This window comes from Psychrobacter sp. DM4 (genome assembly GCF_051307035.1).
Classification (GTDB): domain Bacteria; phylum Pseudomonadota; class Gammaproteobacteria; order Pseudomonadales; family Moraxellaceae; genus Psychrobacter.
On record NZ_CP195536.1, the window covers coordinates 697,902 to 717,524 of the forward strand.

Here is a 19,623-nt window from a genome sequence, read left to right on the forward strand (position 1 = left end):
CCTTTTTTAATAGTTAAACAGAGCACAATAAAGATATTATTTCGCAAGTATTTGCTGTAATTGTTGGCGTAGATTTTTGGGGTCTATAGGTTTGTGCAATACTAGTGGGTTGATTGCTTTGGTGGCCGTAAATAGCTGCGGTGACGTATCTGCGGTCAAGATAATGAATGGCGTTGCATTTGCAAGGTCACTGCTTTTTCGAATAGCAAGGATAATATCTTCACCCGTTACATTATTAGCCAAGCGAAAGTCAGTGATCACGATATCGGGTCTACGTGCAGCAAAAGCAGTTACCGCATCCTCTAATGTCTTTACAGCAATAGGCTGACAGCCCCAAGAGCCAAGCAACAATTGCATTGATTTTAATACGGCATCATCATCATCAATGATTAACACAACCTTTTGTTTGAGATGATCGATAGTCGTATTATTATCTAGATTCCCATCATTAATAGGCTGGCAAGTTGGGAGCACAATCGAGAACTGCGATCCGACACCAATACTTGACTTGACGTCGAGCTCAGCTTTTAGCAGTTGCGTCATACCTTTGACGATAGCCAAACCCAGACCCAATCCTTGATCTGTCGTTTTGTTACGCTCTATCTGATAAAACGATTCAAATATCTGTTCCGTTTCATCAGCAGTCATGCCGCTTCCTGTATCCCAAACACTAACGCGACAATACGTTATCAAGATAGATTGATTTACTATTGGAGATTTGCGTACGCCAACGACTATACCGCCCTCATTGGTATAGCGTATGGCATTACTAATGAGGTTTCTGAGGATAAGCGCGATCATAGTAGGGTCAGTCATAACCCAAGTACCTTTGGGTGTATAGCGTAGGGATAAGCCTTTGTTATCAGCCTGAATCCCAAACTCATCGATCAGATTCTGAATAATACTATCAAGATTGGTAGCAGTATACTGCGCGGTCATCTGACCGGACTCAATGTGCGCGTAATCTAATATCGTATTGAGCATCTCTCGACTAGAGTGGCTGGCAGATTTTGCATAGTCGACTATCTGCGATTGATGAAGATCAAGGTCAGTATCAGCCAATGCTTCGATGAATAGACTTAGCGCGTGGACAGGCTGACGCAAATCGTGACTGGCTGATGCTAAGATTTTAGTCTTCGCTAGGCTTGCTTCTTCGACTTGGCGAGTTTTTATTTGCAGTTGAGCAATCAGACTCTCGTTTTCTATATAAACCAAAATCGCCTTCAAGGTATTAATAGAGGTATGGCGAGCAAAGAAAATATCAAAGAACAATAGCCCAATGACAGCAAAAGCTAAAATGATGAGTCCAGTATCGGTCATATAGCTCAACAAAAAAATCCATACAAAAACACTAGGTAGAGCGTAGGCAATATAAACTCGCCAAAACGTTGCCAAACATGAGATGCCACCACTTAACAGACCCAAATGCAGTCCTAGCAGGACTATTACTTGCGTTGAGTTTTGGATGTTAGTCGTAAAAGCTTTACCAATAGCCAGTGCCCATAGACAGGCAATGGCAAGTGCACAGACAAATAACACACTATAAGCGGCGTAGTTAGCTAGATAATGAGCATGACTCACAGAAGTCGCCGCACTTAGAACTGGCATTTGAGTATGGTCTGTTTCTATAGGCTTGTCAGGCGCATTAAGCTTATGAAATAAAGCTTTTATTTTTTCCCAGTGGCTCCAGCAAAAGGTAAGAATAATACTATGAAATACTATCCAAACAACGACTAAAGCATTTGTAGCAAGCAGCATCATTTCAGGCGTATGGAGCAGCATAACGGTAAAGACTATAATACCCAAGATCATAGCCGACGAAAATAATATAGCAAAACTGATGAATATATTTTTTAAAAATTTAAGACTAAGACTCTCTACCCGCTTTAGTATTAGTTGAGTGATCTGCCACAATGACCCTAAAATAATCGCCTGATAGACTATCCAGAATATATTGAGTATCTTTTGATTGTTACTGAGATCGTAGGTGATGTACATCGTTGCCACAAAACAGAGTGCTGTAAAAAGCGTGCCTAACAATGCTAAGGGTAGATATCTATGAGCCAGTTTGGTCTGCTCTGCTAGTACTAGTTTGGGATCATAGTGGTTTGGGATAAGGCTAGGTAGAGCCTCTATATCGTCTTTAAACATAATCTATGACCATACCTTTTCAAACTATAGAGGAGTATAAAAAATACTAATAAAGATGATAATGAGCCGATTAGGTAAGATACCCTGCTTGCTGCGCTGCAATGATAATTTTGGTGCGATTATTGACTTCAAAATGCTTCATTAGTGTAACGGTATAATTGCGTACCGTATGCTCACTAAGAAATAGTTTGTCAGCGATATACTTATTACTATGACCTTCAGCCATAAGCCCTAACACCTCTAATAATCGAATACTAAGCAGCGACTTGGCTTCTGTAACCGCTGGCAGGGGTATAGCGGTGACCTGACTACTCGTATTTGACACATGCAATTTTAGAAGCGATTGTACCGTAGTGCAAATAACCGCAGGATCTGTATTTTTGTTCAAAAAACAACTGGCCCCTAATGCTAGTGCCTTGTTGATATCTTGATGGTTACTAAGTGCCGATAGCAACATAATACGCGCTTGTGGCCATTTTTTTTGCAAAATACTCATGCCGTCAATGCCATTGAGTCCTGGCAGACAGATATCCAATAAGATCACATCTACTTCTACATCTAGTTCAGTCACATCGCTAATTTTCTCAATTTCAGTAATATTTGCTTTTATTTTACTTTGTAAAATAAGACGTAACCCTGCGCGAAACAAAGCATGGTCATCTACTAGCAATAAACTTTTTTTGGCTACTTCTTCAGTCATATTCAATCTATTCTCTTTTCGTTTTACTCACTCATCGTGTCACAACCGATAAATCAAATGCTATGCCCTTTGACTCAAAAGAGCCTATACCGTCTGTCTTCATATTTGACCGTTCATACTTAATAGTATATTTGTACTATTACAAAAACAGAGTATATGTCTTACACTAAAAGTACAAAATTACAAACAGTAACTTTAGCGACACAAGTTGCAAATCTAATTAAATTCTTATTTCTATCATCTAGTCGTCTTATCAAAAATACTTTATTTCAATAATTACCTGATTCTAAAGCTATTATTCTCTGTTGTCTCCCTAAATATTTGCTTGCGCTATTGATTACTCACTCAATTACTAGGATATCCTTATGCTAAACCATGTCTACCGCGTCATCTTCAACCGCTCAACGGGCTGCTATATGGCAGTGAGTGAAATCACTAAATCGGGCGGCAAGTCAAGTCGCTCAACTCAAGTAGGTACTGTTGGCGCTATCCCAGCAACTACTACAGACAAGTTATGGCGTCGCCAAGCGATAGCGGTGGCGATAAGTGGTGCGTTGGGTCTGACGTTAGGACTGACAGCAGTTGGTGCTCAGGCAGAGGTATGTCTTCTCAATGGTAACCCAACGGGTGGTAGCTCTGGAAATGGTGTTGAAGCTACAGCTTGTGGTTTTGGTAATATAGCCTCAAATCAGGCCAGCTCAGCAATAGGTTTTCAAAACCAAGCGTCAGGCGTTGCCAGCTCAGCGATAGGCTCTTCAAACCAAGCGTCACAAAGATTTAGCTCGGCAATAGGCTTTCAGAACAATGCTTCAGCTTTTGCAGCTTCTGCAATTGGTCGTACTAATAATGCCTCAGGTCAAGATAGCTCGGCGATAGGTAGTAGCAACACTGCTCAAGGTACAAATAGCTCAGCGATAGGTTTTAACAACACCGCTTTCGCTAATAACAGCATAGCTATTGGCTCAAACGCGACGGCTAATATTGCTAATAGTGTGGCTTTAGGAGAGCGCAGCGTTACTACGGTTAATGCAGGCGTGCAAGGATTTGGTGCTAATGGTAGAACCAATGCCACATGGCAATCTACCCTTGCAGCGGTTAGTGTCGGCAACACTAATAATAACCTAACTCGTCAAATTACAGGTGTGGCTGCAGGGACAGCGGATACCGATGCCGTCAATATTGCTCAGCTAAGACAAGTGGCTAACTCTGTGCAAAATGGTGCTGATGGTGCTGATGGTGCTGATGGTGCTCAAGGGATTCAGGGCGAGCGAGGCATTCAAGGTGAGCGAGGCATTCAAGGTGAGCGAGGCATTCAAGGTGAGCGAGGCATTCAAGGTGAGCGAGGCATTCAAGGTGAGCGAGGGGTTACTGGTGCTCGGGGTGAGAGAGGTTTTCAAGGGGCAACTGGTGCTACTGGTGAACAAGGGGTAGCAGGTCAAGACGGTGTTAATGGTGCAATGGGTGATCAGGGTATCCAAGGCGAGCGAGGCGAACGAGGCCTTCAAGGACTACAGGGTGATGCTGGAGTAAATGGTACGAATGGCCAAGATGGTGCAACGGGTGCCCAAGGTATTCAAGGTGAAACTGGCGCAACAGGTGTTCAAGGCGAACAGGGCTTGCAGGGCGTAGCAGGGGAAAATGGCGCAATGGGCGCTCAAGGAGATCAGGGCATCCAAGGTGTAGCAGGTCAGGATGGCACTAATGGGATCAATGGTCAAGACGGTGCAACAGGCGCTCAAGGCGAACGAGGTATTCAGGGTGAAAGAGGCCTTCAAGGCGAACAAGGTGTTGCTGGAACTAACGGTATTGATGGTACAAATGGTCAGGACGGTGCAACGGGTGCCCAAGGTATTCAAGGTGAAACTGGCGCAACGGGCGCTCAAGGAAATCAGGGCATCCAAGGTATAGCAGGTACTGACGGAACTAACGGTCAGGACGGTACTAATGGCTTAAATGGTCAAGATGGTGCTCAAGGTGTTCAGGGCGAACAAGGTCTGCAAGGGGTTCAGGGTGAAACTGGTGCTCAAGGTCTTCAAGGTGAACAAGGCATAGCAGGTCAGGATGGTACTGATGGCAATGATGGCGCTGATGGCTTAAACGGTCAAGACGGCATTAACGGTGTCGATGGCGCTCAAGGCGAGCAAGGTATCCAAGGCGAACAAGGTCTTCAAGGTGAGCAGGGGATAGCAGGCACTGATGGTGTCGATGGTATTGACGGCTTAAATGGTCAAGACGGCATTAACGGTGTCGATGGTGCTCAGGGTGAGCAAGGTATCCAAGGCGAGCAGGGCATTCAAGGCGAGCAAGGTATCCAAGGCGAGCAAGGTATCCAAGGTGAACAAGGTTTGCAAGGCGAGCAGGGCATTCAAGGCGAGCAGGGCATTCAAGGCGAGCAGGGCATTCAAGGTGAACAAGGTTTGCAAGGCGTAGCAGGTCAAGACGGTGAAAAAGGTGACAAGGGTGATTCAGGAATTAGCGAAGAAGCTAGAGCTGAACTAGTAGAGCAGATTGAAGATAGTAAAGTTCAATTTGTAAGTATCAATAGCTTTGATGACGAAAACGAAGGCAACTCTAATGGTAACGGTGCGACAGCTGATGGTGCCATAGCCATTGGTGTCAATACCAAAGCAACGGGTACAAATAGCACTGCTGTAGGAACGGATAGCATAGTCACGGGTGATCAATCTACCAGCGTCGGCAAAGGCAACATCGTCTCAGGCGATCGCTCAGGCGCTTTCGGTGATCCTAACATAGTTGGCGGTAGTGCTAACTACGCCGTCGGTAATGACAACACTATAGGCAACACCACGAGCAATTCAGTGGTCTTAGGTAGCAATGCCACCGTTGGGGCCACTTCTGCAACGACCGATACTAATGGCAATCCAGTCTTTGCTAATGCAACCGATGCCTCAAACTCAGTAGCTATTGGTGAGTCAGTCAATGTTCAGGCAACGGATGCCGTGGCTATTGGCTCTAACAGCAGCGCTACTAATAACAACTCGGTAGCCCTAGGAGCGAACTCTCAGACTAGTGCGGATAATACGGTATCAGTAGGTAATGCAAACAACCAACGACGCATTACTAATGTTGCAGCTGGAGTTGATGCTAATGATGCGGTCAATGTTGGTCAGAGTCAAGCTGATGATAGTCAAACTTTAGATCTCGCTAACGACTATACCAATCAGCGTTTTGCAGCATTCGATCAGAACTTAGGCTTATTCAGAGGTGATATAGATTCACGCTTTAAAGAGCAGGATCAACGCATTGACAAAGTCGGAGCGATGAGTGCTGCTATCCAAAACATGGGTACCAGCGTCAGTGGCATGAATCAGCGCAATCGCGTAGGTCTAGGTATGGGTTTTCAAGGAAGCGAGCAGGCGGTAGCTATTGGTTATCAACGTGTCGTTTCTGATAATGCGTCAGTGACATTTAGTGGTGCTTTTAGTGATAATGAGTCCTCTGCAGGTGTAGGCGTAGGTTTTGGTTGGTAATAAATAACAGCAAGTGCACTTATACTCTCTAAATAAAGCGCTTAGGAGTTAGTTAGATGGATATTAAGCATCTAACTAACTCAAGAAACATGCTACACAGACGGCTATAACTTAACGACTTATATTTATATAAACATTAGGACTCTCTTATGCTAAACCATGTCTATCGCGTCATCTTTAATCGTTCAACAGGCTGCTATGTCGCAGTGAGTGAAATCGCCAAATCTGGTGGCAAATCTAGCAAGTCTACGACGGGTACCGTACCAGCCAGTACGACAGGCACAACGCTACGTCATCGTACCATCGCAGTGGCTATAGGCAGTATCTTGGGACTGACAATGATGAGCGCTCAGGCAGAGGTCTGTATACTTGATCCTGGTAACTCGACTAGCAGCAGCACCGCTACTGGTAATTCTGCTTTTGCTTGTGGTCTTGGCAACGAAGCCTCAGGTACCTTTAGCTCGGCGCTAGGTATTGGTAACACAGCCTCAAATTTTTCCAGCTCAGCGGTGGGTCGTGCAAACGAAGCCTCAGGTGACTTTAGCTCAGCGATCGGTAATTTTAATCAAGCTTCAGGTGGCTTTAGCTCAGCGATGGGTTATGAAAACACAGCTTCAGCTCGTAATAGCTCAGCGATGGGTCGTAGCAACATAGCCTCAGGTCTTTATAGCTCAGCAGTAGGTAGTTTCAGTGAAGCCTCAGAAGCAGGCGCTACTGCCGTTGGTAGTGGTAGTGCAAGTTCCTTTAAACAAGTTCCAGTAGCAGGCGCCGTCGTACAAGCCGACTTTACCGCTGCGACCACGCCCATACAGACAGATAGTCAGAATCGTCGTTTTAGAGATGACGGTAATGGTGGTCAGATCTTTGAGTTCGCAGATGCAGACTATGAAGCATTAGGCATAGGTGCAACCGCGAGTGGTATTCGCGCAACAGCGGTTGGCAATACCTCAGTCGCAAGCGCTCGCGATAGCATCGCGATGGGTACAGGATCAACAGCTAATATTGATAATAGTATTGCTTTAGGTAGCCAAAGCGTCACCACAGTCGATGCAGGCGTACAAGGCTTTGGTGCGGACGCTAGAACCACACCAGTATGGCAATCAACCTTAGCGGCAGTGAGTGTAGGAGATACCAGTGATGCTGATCCTGCTAATTGGCAAACCCGTCAGATCACAGGTGTCGCCGCAGGGACGACTGATACTGATGCGGTCAATGTGGCTCAGCTAAAAGATCAAAAGATCCGTTATGTCAGTATCAATTCAGATGCATCTGATGCAGCATCTAATCGCGATAATGATGGCGCGACGGGTGCCGGATCATTGGCTATTGGTATAAATAGTCAGACTTCAGGTAATGCTGGCTCAGCGATAGGCATAAGTAACAGAGCATCAAGTCAGTTCGGTGTAGCAGTAGGTTTCGGCAATCGAGTCAGTAGTACCGATAATAGTGGTAACTCAATCGAAGAGGCCTCAGCGGTAGGTAACCAAAACAGAGCATTAGGTAATCAAGCGTCTGCTTTTGGTCATACCAACACAGCGGTAGGTGACGATAGCTCAGCCTTTGGTCAAGGTAATATATCAGGAGGTAATGACAGCTCAGCATTAGGTCGCAATAACATTGCCCGCGGCGTTGATAGCTCAGCAGTAGGTTCGCAGAACTTTACGACCCTCGAAGCTGAAGACAGCTCAGCCCTCGGTAAAAGGAACCGAACAACAGCACTAGCGAGTTCAGCGATCGGCTACCGCAACGAAGCCTCAGGTATATTTAGTAGCGTAATGGGCAGTAGCAGTGTTGCCTCAGCTACGGGTGCGACAGCAGTTGGTAGTGGTAGAGAAGATGGCCTAGTAGCTATCGATGGCGCGATAGTTCAAGCAGAGTTTGCAGCAGCTACAACAGATATAGAAGTTGATGACGAAGGTCGACGCTTCAAATTAGACACTAATAATGATCCCATATTTGAGTTCGCAGCAGCAGATTATGAAGACTTAGGCATAGGCGCAACCGCGAGTGGTATTCGCGCAACAGCGGTTGGCAATACCTCAGTCGCCAGTGCTCGCGATAGCATAGCCATGGGTACAGGTTCTACTGCTGACATTCGCAACAGCATCGCTCTAGGCAGTCAAAGCGTCACCACAGTCGATGCAGGCGCACAAGGCTTTAGCGCTAATGGTAGAACCGATGCCACATGGCAATCGACCTTAGCGGCAGTGAGTGTTGGTAATATTAGTGATGCTGATCCTGCCAATTGGCAAACCCGTCAAATCACAGGCGTCGCCGCAGGGACGACTGATACTGATGCGGTCAATGTGGCACAGCTACAAAGAGTAGAGACGAACAGCTTCTCTCAAGCACAGAACCTAGCCTCTGCCTTTGGTGGTAATGCCGCGTTCAACATGAACGGCACTTTCCAAGCACCGACCTATCGTATTAATAATACTAATTATAACGACGTAGGTTCAGCATTCACAGCCGTTGATGGAAGACTGACTGACTTGCAAGGACAAATTAATAACATTGAACTTACACCAGGCCCACAGGGTGAACAAGGCATTCAGGGTGAACAAGGCGAACAAGGAATCCAAGGTATCCAAGGTGTAGCAGGTCAAGATGGCGCTAATGGTGCAATGGGTGTTCAAGGTGAACAGGGCATTCAGGGTGAACAAGGCGAACAAGGTCTTCAAGGCGAGCAAGGTATAGCAGGCCAAGACGGCACTAACGGTACTAACGGCCTAAATGGTCAAGACGGTGCAACAGGTGCTCAAGGCGAACAAGGGATTCAAGGTGAGCAAGGCGAACGAGGCCTTCAAGGACTACAGGGCGATGCTGGAGTAAACGGTGCCGATGGTGCAATGGGTGTTCAAGGTGAACAGGGCATTCAGGGTGAACAAGGCGAACAAGGAATCCAAGGTGAACAAGGTGTAGCAGGTCAAGACGGTGTTAACGGTGCTGATGGCGCTCAAGGCATTCAAGGCATTCAAGGTGAACAAGGTCTTCAAGGCGAGCAAGGTATAGCAGGCCAAGACGGCACTAACGGTACTAACGGCCTAAATGGTCAAGACGGTGCAACAGGTGCTCAAGGCGAACGAGGCCTTCAAGGACTACAGGGCGATGCTGGAGTAAACGGTGCCGATGGTGCAATGGGTGTTCAAGGCGAACAAGGAATCCAAGGTGAACAAGGTGTAGCAGGTCAAGACGGCACTAACGGTACTAACGGCCTAAATGGTCAAGACGGTGCAACAGGTGCTCAAGGTATTCAGGGCGAACAGGGCATTCAAGGTGAACAAGGCGAATCAGGTATTAGCGAAGAGGCCAGAGTTGAACTAGAAGCGCAGATAGAAGAGAGTGAGACTCGCTTCTTTAGCGTCAATACAAATGAAGAGAAAACCCAAGGCAATTTTAACAACAATGGTGCCACAGCTACAGGCGCAATCGCTATTGGTGTCAATACCAAAGCAACGGGTACAAATAGTACTGCTATAGGAACGGACAGCATAGTCACTGGCGATCAATCTACCAGTGTCGGTAAAGGCAACATCGTCTCAGGTAACCGTTCAGGCGCTTTCGGTGATCCTAACATCGTCGGTGGTAATGCTAACTACGCGGTAGGTAATGACAACGTCATAGGCAACACCACCAGCAACTCAGTCGTCTTAGGTAGCAATGCAACCGTTGGTGCTACAGCCGCTACGGCAGATGCGCAAGGCAACCCAACCTTTACTAATGCAACCGATGCCTCAAACTCTGTTGCTATCGGTGAGTCAGTAAACGTTCAAGCAACCAATGCCGTGGCTATCGGCTCTAATAGTAGTGTAACTAATAACAACTCGGTAGCACTAGGAGCGAACTCACAGACCAGTGCGGATAATACGGTGTCTGTGGGTAGTACCAACAATCAACGCCGTATTACTAATGTCGCATCTGGCATTAACCCAAATGATGCGGTGAATGTCGCACAACTTAACCAGTCTCGTGCAGATGCTTTTGGTTATACCGATAGCGCGGTTGATAGACTAGAAGACGAAACCTACTCAGCAGTAGCGGGCGCATTAGCCTTTGGCGCACTACGCTATCCTAACGTACCCGGTAAAGTCAGTGTTGGTCTCGGGGGCGGCACATGGGAAGGTGAGACAGGGTATGCCGTAGGTATTGGCTATACGACACCAAATGGACAGATTTCGTTTAATAGCGCGTTTGGTGGTAGCGGTAGTCAAAATGGAGGTAACGTAGGTGTGAGTTATACCTTTGACTAAATAGTAGTTTAGTTCGTGATACGAAACGCAAGTCTACTATCATTTGGTGGTAGGCTTGTTTTAGTTAGGAGAAATATAAATGTTTTTCTATAATGTTTAAAAATAAATTCTAGATATCCCTTGACCCCTCCGTTAAACTACGTATAATGCCACCCAGTCGAAAGGGAAGCTACTTAGACAAATGATTCATCATATTTTAAGCAAGCTATTAGAATGACGTTTTAACCGACTTACCTAGTAAGCCAGATAAAAACCTCAAACTAAATTAAATAACCTCTTGACACCACAATTTAACCGTCTATAATACGCACCTCATCGAGACAAGCTAGCGGTTAAACACTAAGAACACCTAGTGATAGCGACCAGCGAATCGGATGAAACAAATTATAAAAGAGCTTGACAATATCAATCATTATGATAAGATAGTCGGCTCGCTAGATAGCAAAGCCTGTAAGGGATTCGTTACTAGCAACCTTCAAATTGAAGGGATATACTTACCTACTGGACGACAGAGGTGAGACACTATTTAAAAGCGAAACTAAAGAACAACTTGTGTGGATTTTTGCTGAGACAAGAATGCTAAAAATAAAGTTGACTATCTTCTCTTTTCGGAGGAGTTATTAACTATAAAAATTATCATTTAGTCAGCAGAAAAACTCAAAGTTAATTCATTACGAACATAATTTTTAGCGATTTTGCCAGATTAGATGAGCCAAGTTTAGAAGCTTCTTTAAAGAGCTTCATAGCAAGATTAAACTGAAGAGTTTGATCATGGCTCAGATTGAACGCTGGCGGCAGGCTTAACACATGCAAGTCGAGCGGTAACATTTCTAGCTTGCTAGAAGATGACGAGCGGCGGACGGGTGAGTAACACTTAGGAATCTACCTAGTAGTGGGGGATAGCATGGGGAAACCCATATTAATACCGCATACGACCTACGGGAGAAAGGGGGCAGTTTACTGCTCTCGCTATTAGATGAGCCTAAGTCGGATTAGCTAGATGGTGGGGTAAAGGCCTACCATGGCGACGATCTGTAGCTGGTCTGAGAGGATGATCAGCCACACCGGAACTGAGACACGGTCCGGACTCCTACGGGAGGCAGCAGTGGGGAATATTGGACAATGGGGGCAACCCTGATCCAGCCATGCCGCGTGTGTGAAGAAGGCCTTTTGGTTGTAAAGCACTTTAAGCAGTGAAGAAGACTCTATGGTTAATACCCATAGACGATGACATTAGCTGCAGAATAAGCACCGGCTAACTCTGTGCCAGCAGCCGCGGTAATACAGAGGGTGCAAGCGTTAATCGGAATTACTGGGCGTAAAGGGAGCGTAGGTGGCTCGATAAGTCAGATGTGAAATCCCCGGGCTCAACCTGGGAACTGCATCTGAAACTGTAGAGCTAGAGTATGTGAGAGGAAGGTAGAATTCCAGGTGTAGCGGTGAAATGCGTAGAGATCTGGAGGAATACCGATGGCGAAGGCAGCCTTCTGGCATAATACTGACACTGAGGCTCGAAAGCGTGGGTAGCAAACAGGATTAGATACCCTGGTAGTCCACGCCGTAAACGATGTCTACTAGTCGTTGGGTCCCTTGAGGACTTAGTGACGCAGCTAACGCAATAAGTAGACCGCCTGGGGAGTACGGCCGCAAGGTTAAAACTCAAATGAATTGACGGGGGCCCGCACAAGCGGTGGAGCATGTGGTTTAATTCGATGCAACGCGAAGAACCTTACCTGGTCTTGACATATCTAGAATCTTGTAGAGATACGAGAGTGCCTTCGGGAATTAGAATACAGGTGCTGCATGGCTGTCGTCAGCTCGTGTCGTGAGATGTTGGGTTAAGTCCCGCAACGAGCGCAACCCTTGTCCTTAGTTACCAGCGGGTTAAGCCGGGAACTCTAAGGATACTGCCAGTGACAAACTGGAGGAAGGCGGGGACGACGTCAAGTCATCATGGCCCTTACGACCAGGGCTACACACGTGCTACAATGGTAGGTACAGAGGGCAGCTACACAGCGATGTGATGCGAATCTCAAAAAGCCTATCGTAGTCCAGATTGGAGTCTGCAACTCGACTCCATGAAGTAGGAATCGCTAGTAATCGCGGATCAGAATGCCGCGGTGAATACGTTCCCGGGCCTTGTACACACCGCCCGTCACACCATGGGAGTTGATTGCACCAGAAGTGGGTAGCCTAACCTTTTAGGATGGCGCTCACCACGGTGTGGTTGATGACTGGGGTGAAGTCGTAACAAGGTAGCCGTAGGGGAACCTGCGGCTGGATCACCTCCTTATAGACAGCATTCATCTTGGCAAGAATTCACAACAAGTTGTTCTTTAGTTTTAAGCTAGTTTATTAGCTTTGCCTTTACAGGCAGACATAGGCCTGTAGCTCAGCTGGTTAGAGCACCGTGTTGATAACGCGGGGGTCGGCAGTTCAAGTCTGCCCAGGCCTACCATTATTAAGCGGTAGTTAGAACAGTCGTTACATTGCATGAGCTAAAAGTAATTAAAGCTTTTTGAAAATCCTATTTAAAGGATTTTCCTTGCGAAGCTAAAATTGCAGTGCAATTTTTACACGCTTCTCAGGGGCCATAGCTCAGTTGGTAGAGCGCCTGCCTTGCACGCAGGAGGTCAACGGTTCGACTCCGTTTGGCTCCACCATTATAAACAGCGCGATTAGATAGAATATTATAGAGAGCATAAACAGAATTAAGTAATCGTTGATGATTATTTACTTCTGTTTTATACAGAACCTGGAATCTGACGAAGATACAGGAACTATTTAAAAACATAGATATGAGTCTGGGTTAGGACTAACGTGTTCACGCGTTAATCTTAACCTTAATAGCTCACCTCTTAACGACATCAGTTGTTATCCCAGGGGTGAGTTATTAAAAAGTAATAAGAGAACTGAATCAAGCGTAAACATAGGTGATATCGTTATAATTGTGAGACAAAGACCCTTTGGGGTTGTATGGTCAAGTAATTAAGCGCACATGGTGGATGCCTTGGCAGTCAGAGGCGATGAAAGACGTGACAGCCTGCGATAAGCTTCGGGGAGGCGGCAATATCCTGTGATCCGGAGATTTCTGAATGGGGAAACCCACCTAGCATAAGCTAGGTATCCTAATTTATTAGGAAGCGAACGAGGGGAAGTGAAACATCTCAGTACCCTTAGGAATAGACATCAAATGAGATTCCCCAAGTAGCGGCGAGCGAACGGGGAGAAGCCGATTGACTTTAGAATAGAAGAACAGCGTGGGAAAGCTGACCGTAGTAGGTGATAGTCCTGTATTTTAAATTCTAGAGTTGACATATTAAGTAGAGCGGGGCACGAGAAATCCTGTTTGAAGATGGGGGGACCATCCTCCAAGGCTAAATACTCCTGACTGACCGATAGTGAACCAGTACCGTGAGGGAAAGGCGAAAAGAACCCCTGTGAGGGGAGTGAAATAGAACCTGAAACCGTGTGCGTACAAGCAGTAGGAGCCTCAATTTATTGGGGTGACTGCGTACCTTTTGTATAATGGGTCAGCGACTTATGTTCTGTAGCGAGGTTAACCGTTAGGGGAGCCGTAGGGAAACCGAGTCTTAATAGGGCGACATAGTTGCAGGGCATAGACCCGAAACCGAGTGATCTATCCATGAGCAGGTTGAAAGTTGAGTAACATCAACCGGAGGACCGAACCCACTGTCGTTGAAAAGCCAGGGGATGACTTGTGGATAGGGGTGAAAGGCTAATCAAACTCGGTGATAGCTGGTTCTCCCCGAAAGCTATTTAGGTAGCGCCTCGGACGAACACCATTGGGGGTAGAGCACTGTTTCGGCTAGGGGGTCATACCGACTTACCAAACCGATGCAAACTCCGAATACCGATGAGTGATATCCGGGAGACACACAGTGGGTGCTAACGTCCATTGTGGAGAGGGAAACAACCCAGACCGCCAGCTAAGGCCCCAAATTCCTAGTTAAGTGGGAAACGAGGTGGGAAGGCATAGACAGCTAGGAGGTTGGCTTAGAAGCAGCCATCCTTTAAAGAAAGCGTAATAGCTCACTAGTCGAGTCGGCCCGCGCGGAAGATGTAACGGGGCTCAAACTAGGAGCCGAAGCTGCGGATTTGAATTTGTTTTCAAGTGGTAGGGGAGCGTTGTGTAAGCCTGTGAAGGTGTGTCGTAAGGCATGCTGGAGGTATCACAAGAGCGAATGCTGACGTGAGTAACGATAATGCGAGTGAAAAGCTCGCACGCCGGAAGATCAAGGGTTCCAGTCCAACGTTAATCGGGGCTGGGTGAGTCGACCCCTAAGGCGAGGCCGAAAGGCGTAGTCGATGGGAAATCGGTTAATATTCCGATACTTGTTTATAATGCGATGGAGGGACGGAGAAGGTTATGTCAGCCTGGCGTTGGTTGTCCAGGTGAAAGGATGTAGGCTTGTGGCTTAGGTAAATCCGGGCTACAACAAGGTCGAGATCTGATAGCAAGCTGTACTTGTACAGTGAAGTGGCAAATACCATGCTTCCAGGAAAAGCTTCTAAGCAATAGTTATAAACGAATCGTACCCTAAACCGACACAGGTGATCAGGTAGAGAATACCAAGGCGCTTGAGAGAACTCTGCTGAAGGAACTAGGCAAAATGGTACCGTAACTTCGGGAGAAGGTACGCTGTTGGTGGTGATAGGACATGCTCCTTGAGCTGCTGACAGTCGCAGATACCAGGCTGCTGCAACTGTTTATTAAAAACACAGCACTCTGCAAACACGAAAGTGGACGTATAGGGTGTGATGTCTGCCCGGTGCTGGAAGGTTAATTGATGGGGTTAGCGTAAGCGAAGCTCTTGATCGAAGCCCCAGTAAACGGCGGCCGTAACTATAACGGTCCTAAGGTAGCGAAATTCCTTGTCGGGTAAGTTCCGACCTGCACGAATGACATAATGATGGCAGCGCTGTCTCCAGCAGAGACTCAGTGAAATCGAAATCGCAGTGAAGATGCTGTGTACCCGCGGCTAGACGGAAAGACCCCGTGAACCTTTACTACAGCTTTACATTGAACTTTGACCTGACTTGTGCAGGATAGGTGGGAGGCTTTGAAGCAGACACGCTAGTGTTTGTGGAGCCAATCTTGAAATACCACCCTGGTCATGTTGGGGTTCTAACTCAGGTATAACAATACCGAGGACAATGTATGGTGGGTAGTTTGACTGGGGCGGTCTCCTCCTAAAGAGTAACGGAGGAGTACGAAGGTGCGCTCAGACCGGTCGGAAATCGGTCGTAGAGTATAAAGGCAAAAGCGCGCTTAACTGCGAGACCCACAAGTCGAGCAGGTACGAAAGTAGGTCTTAGTGATCCGGTGGTTCTGTATGGAAGGGCCATCGCTCAACGGATAAAAGGTACTCTGGGGATAACAGGCTGATACCGCCCAAGAGTTCATATCGACGGCGGTGTTTGGCACCTCGATGTCGGCTCATCTCATCCTAGGGCTGAAGCAGGTCCTAAGGGTATGGCTGTTCGCCATTTAAAGAGGTACGCGAGCTGGGTTTAGAACGTCGTGAGACAGTTCGGTCCCTATCTACCGTGGGCGTTGGAAATTTGAGAGGAGCTGCTCCTAGTACGAGAGGACCAGAGTGGACGAACCACTGGTGTTCGGGTTGTCATGCCAATGGCATTGCCCGGTAGCTACGTTCGGATGGGATAACCGCTGAAAGCATCTAAGCGGGAAGCCCACCTCAAGATAAGATTTCCCTAAAGAGCCGTTGAAGACTACGACGTTGATAGGCAGGGTGTGGAAGCACAGCGATGTGTGTAGCTAACCTGTACTAATTGCTCGTTTGGCTTGACCATACAACACCCAAGTGGTTTGTATCAAGCAACTATTTCGATATCACCTATATCCTTGATTCAGGAATAGTGATACTTAGTCAAAATAAGTAAAACAACACAGACTCATATCTAACCCCTTTGCTGACGACAATAGCACGATGGCACCACCTGATCCCTTCCCGAACTCAGAAGTGAAACATCGTAGCGCCAATGGTAGTGTGGCTCCGGCCATGTGAGAGTAGGTCATCGTCAGCGCTCTATTCTAAGAGACCTCCTGTGACATAAGTCACAGGGGGTTTTGCTTTGGCTTGAGTTCTTGTATGTAAAAAAGAGCTGTTGTATACAGCTCTCTATAGATTTACTTATTTTATCTGCGTTATACCTGTGATTTCCATTCCTGATTAGACTCAAATATGTCTTGGTATACTGCTTCTTTGATAGAGGCAGAATTAAAACGACGTCTATCTTCACTAAGTCGTAACACACGAGGTAGACGACTAATTCCTAAATCTCCGTCTGCTAGCGCATAATGTCTATATTTATTGTTGATGATCTCGTTACATTCAAACTCTGGATACACCATACCTTTATTCTGGTTTTTTGCCATGCGAACGATAAACATAAATAGATCTTCATTAACCGATTGTTCTGTTTCAATGATATCCTCTAACGAGTAGTTAGGTGTTTTACCTACCTTAAGTTTTGCCAAAAACTTCCATTCTCTTGAACCTCATTATAATTCGCTATACTGTCTTTAAAAGACTGAAGCTCTCCTAAAGATGTTTCGGTTTCTTCTAGTTTTTCTTTAACCGTAGTTAGTGGTATTTTGATATGATCAGAATACTCATCGATTCTTTGCTGCTCAGCATTTAATACCAAACGTAATTTGTCTAAGAGTTTACGCATAGCTATAAACTTAATAATCATGACTTCACCGCTATCAGAATACATCACTAGCGGTTGCAATCTAAAGTCCTGAATATTATCACTCATTTGTTTTGTTAATTGATCTAAGTGATAGAATAAATAATTTCTATCGTTTACATCATTTTCTGTGAGCTTAATTACATTAGGTAATTTTTGCAGTATCAATAGAGATAATTGTTTTTCGTACTTAATAAGACGATTTTTGATCACGACTTCAGGTTGGCTACCGTCTTGTTCTAGAGGCTCTTTGAGTAGTGGTCTTAAATAACAGTTATACAAACGCTTAATCTCATTGACGAACTTTAAAATAGTATCAGATACGCCTCTATCCAAAGTGTACAGCCTAGACATACAATAAGTTGCATGTTCCATATATTTAGGATCGCTTATATGTTGTTTATCCAGTACGACGTGAGTCAAAAAAACAAACTGATGATGACCGCCTCCACTGCTATCCTCGTGCAAAAACCTTCTAAAAGAGTAGGGGTTTTTATCAACTTGGTCAGCAATACCAATTAAAAACCAATAGTGTTGCCCCTCAACGATAAAGAATTTTCTATCCAAAGCTTCTTTTTTTATAAAAGTAGGAAAATGAGTAAACTCTTGAAATTCTAAATCTGATGAGTCCCAACTTCTAAAATCTCTACCTTGAACCTGCTGTTTGATGAAGACCTCTTTGAAGTAAGACTTTACGATATCACTATTTAGCTGACGCAGACCTGAATGTATGGTTAACTCTATAGTGTCAATCCACGCTGCCAGATCATACAAAAATGCTATGCGTATTCGGTGGCGGTTTTTTTGATCGAGCAAAGAACCCTGAACGTCCAAGTTATCTAAGTGACCTAATAAGGCTTCTACTTTATCAGCTAATGCTATAGCGTTATGGACCTTGTTATCAGAGTCAGTCACTTTGAGCATATGTGAAGCTATAGAAATAAGGTCCTTATTATTAGTTTGAATACTAGCAAGAGTAAAACTCAGAGTTTCAGGGCTCTGGTAAACTAGTTTTTTATCTGCGCTAATGGTTATACCGCGCGGCTTCAAAATGTTCTTGTAGACGCTGTACTGGCTTTTTTTGTGTAATTTGGGCAAGATTTTTTCGATAGAGTCATACCAATCAGAGCTAAGGGCTGGATCTATAGATTTAAGTTTATAGAGTTGATACTCTGATAGATCATGAATGTTCATGAGGGTAAAGTCCTTTACAAATTTGGTCAAGTCTATGACATACTCAGTGAGCAATTGTAATGCACAAATGTCACAGTATAAAGTCCCAATGACTAATTATTAGAATATAAGAGCTTTACTAAAACAAATCCTAAATTGTCAAAACAGGTTAGATAATTCATATAAAAGGCAGAACGATATGAGTACATCAAAGGTTAATTATCAAGGATCATTGCGTACTAGCGCAGTACATTTGCAATCTAGTAATGAGATTATCACAGATGCGCCAACAGACAACCAAGGAAAAGGCGAGGCATTTTCGCCAACGGATTTATTAGCAACTAGTTTGGCCAGTTGTATGCTGACAATCATTGGCATAAAAGCGGCTGAGATGAATATCGATATTACGGGTACTACTGCTGAGGTAACTAAAGTCATGGCAGTCGATCCTAGGCGTGTGAGTGAGATACATGTTGCTATGAGTTTTTTGCAAAAGTTAGATAAAAAAACTCAAACCATATTTTATAACACGGCGCTAACCTGCCCTGTAGCAAGAAGCCTTCATCCTGATATCGTTCAAAACGTTACGTTTACTTATACAGACGAGAGTTGATATGGCATCTAAAACGTTACTCATTGTCGCCCATGCCCCATCATTTAATACTCAAAAACTAGCACAAGCGGCCTACGAGGGCGCAAGCCATTCTGATATAGACATCAATGTGATTCTCAAATCGCCTCAAGATACGCACCCTGAAGACATACTAACCGCCGATGCAGTCTTGTTGGGAACGACTGAGAATCTTGCTTATATGGCAGGACTAACCAAAGACTTCTTTGATCGTTGCTATTATTCAGTGTTAGAACAAAAACAAGGGCTGCCTTTTGCTTTGTACATTCGTGCTGGTCATGATGGCACAGGGACTACACTTGCCATAAAGGCAATTATCACAGGACTCCGATGGAACCAAATCCAAGACACGCTTGTTCTGAAAGGTGATTGGCAAGAGAGTTTTACTCATCAGGTAGAGGAGCTCGCCATGACTTTGGCTGCTGGAGTCGAGGCGGGTATTTATTAGATAAAGAAGAGTTTTATGATCCAAGAAAGATTTTGATA

General features: G+C 45.3%; 8 protein-coding genes, 2 tRNA genes and 3 rRNA genes. 9 read left to right on the forward strand and 4 right to left on the reverse strand.

Going from position 1 to position 19,623, the window contains the following annotated elements; all coding sequences use genetic code 11:
• Positions 1–36 precede the first annotated feature (36 nt).
• Complete coding sequence (locus tag ACR64G_RS03185; protein ID WP_435980090.1) at positions 37–2,151, reverse strand: ATP-binding protein; 2,115 nt, start codon at positions 2,149–2,151, stop codon at positions 37–39.
• A 70-nt stretch (positions 2,152–2,221) separates the two neighbouring features.
• Positions 2,222–2,851 carry a response regulator transcription factor gene (locus ACR64G_RS03190; RefSeq protein ID WP_435980091.1) on the reverse strand — a complete coding sequence of 210 codons (630 nt, stop codon included), beginning with the start codon at positions 2,849–2,851 and terminating at the stop codon, positions 2,222–2,224.
• 365 nt (positions 2,852–3,216) lie between these two features.
• Between ACR64G_RS03190 and ACR64G_RS03195 the strand changes: the two genes are divergently transcribed.
• From ACR64G_RS03195 to rrf, 7 genes are all read left to right on the forward strand, one after another.
• The gene (locus ACR64G_RS03195) at positions 3,217–6,342 is read left to right on the forward strand and encodes an ESPR-type extended signal peptide-containing protein (RefSeq protein ID WP_435980092.1); all 3,126 of its coding nucleotides are present in this window, start codon (positions 3,217–3,219) and stop codon (positions 6,340–6,342) included.
• A 149-nt stretch (positions 6,343–6,491) separates the two neighbouring features.
• Positions 6,492–10,592, forward strand: a complete 4,101-nt coding sequence (locus ACR64G_RS03200; protein WP_435980093.1) for an ESPR-type extended signal peptide-containing protein — start codon at positions 6,492–6,494, stop codon at positions 10,590–10,592.
• A 753-nt stretch (positions 10,593–11,345) separates the two neighbouring features.
• Positions 11,346–12,885, forward strand: a 16S ribosomal RNA gene (locus ACR64G_RS03205).
• Between the two features lie 88 nt (positions 12,886–12,973).
• Positions 12,974–13,050 (forward strand) — tRNA-Ile (locus ACR64G_RS03210).
• 129 nt (positions 13,051–13,179) lie between these two features.
• Positions 13,180–13,255: transfer RNA gene (locus ACR64G_RS03215), tRNA-Ala, on the forward strand.
• Between the two features lie 315 nt (positions 13,256–13,570).
• Positions 13,571–16,430, forward strand: a 23S ribosomal RNA gene (locus tag ACR64G_RS03220).
• A gap of 119 nt (positions 16,431–16,549) precedes the next feature.
• Positions 16,550–16,664, forward strand: a 5S ribosomal RNA gene (rrf, locus tag ACR64G_RS03225).
• The 16S, 23S and 5S rRNA genes sit together here with 2 tRNA genes alongside, the layout of an rRNA operon.
• A 121-nt stretch (positions 16,665–16,785) precedes the next feature.
• Here rrf and ACR64G_RS03230 read toward each other — a convergent pair.
• Positions 16,786–17,118, reverse strand: coding sequence for a hypothetical protein (locus tag ACR64G_RS03230; protein ID WP_435980094.1), 333 nt, complete (start codon positions 17,116–17,118; stop codon positions 16,786–16,788).
• A complete protein-coding gene (locus ACR64G_RS03235; RefSeq protein WP_435980095.1) occupies positions 17,100–18,527 on the reverse strand; it encodes a hypothetical protein in 1,428 nt (475 codons plus the stop codon). The genes ACR64G_RS03230 and ACR64G_RS03235 overlap by 19 nt, the downstream gene beginning before the upstream one ends.
• A gap of 178 nt (positions 18,528–18,705) precedes the next feature.
• Here ACR64G_RS03235 and ACR64G_RS03240 point away from each other — a divergent pair, with 178 nt between their 5' ends.
• Together ACR64G_RS03240 and ACR64G_RS03245 are read left to right on the forward strand one after the other, a co-directional pair.
• Positions 18,706–19,119: an OsmC family protein gene (locus ACR64G_RS03240; RefSeq protein ID WP_435980096.1), complete on the forward strand. Its 414-nt coding sequence runs from the start codon at positions 18,706–18,708 to the stop codon at positions 19,117–19,119.
• Position 19,120: 1 nt separating this feature from the next.
• Positions 19,121–19,585, forward strand: a complete 465-nt coding sequence (locus tag ACR64G_RS03245) for a flavodoxin family protein (protein WP_435980097.1) — start codon at positions 19,121–19,123, stop codon at positions 19,583–19,585.
• Positions 19,586–19,623: the final 38 nt, after the last annotated feature.

Bases quoted from the DNA above. Each gene is read 5' to 3' on its own strand.
- ACR64G_RS03200 (WP_435980093.1), top strand. From the start codon at position 6,492: ATGCTAAACCATGTCTATCGCGTCATCTTTAATCGTTCAACAGGCTGC.
- ACR64G_RS03185 (WP_435980090.1), bottom strand. From the start codon at position 2,151: ATGTTTAAAGACGATATAGAGGCTCTACCTAGCCTTATCCCAAACCAC.
- ACR64G_RS03245 (WP_435980097.1), top strand. From the start codon at position 19,121: ATGGCATCTAAAACGTTACTCATTGTCGCCCATGCCCCATCATTTAAT.
- ACR64G_RS03195 (WP_435980092.1), top strand. From the start codon at position 3,217: ATGCTAAACCATGTCTACCGCGTCATCTTCAACCGCTCAACGGGCTGC.
- ACR64G_RS03235 (WP_435980095.1), bottom strand. From the start codon at position 18,527: ATGAACATTCATGATCTATCAGAGTATCAACTCTATAAACTTAAATCT.
- ACR64G_RS03240 (WP_435980096.1), top strand. From the start codon at position 18,706: ATGAGTACATCAAAGGTTAATTATCAAGGATCATTGCGTACTAGCGCA.
- ACR64G_RS03190 (WP_435980091.1), bottom strand. From the start codon at position 2,851: ATGACTGAAGAAGTAGCCAAAAAAAGTTTATTGCTAGTAGATGACCAT.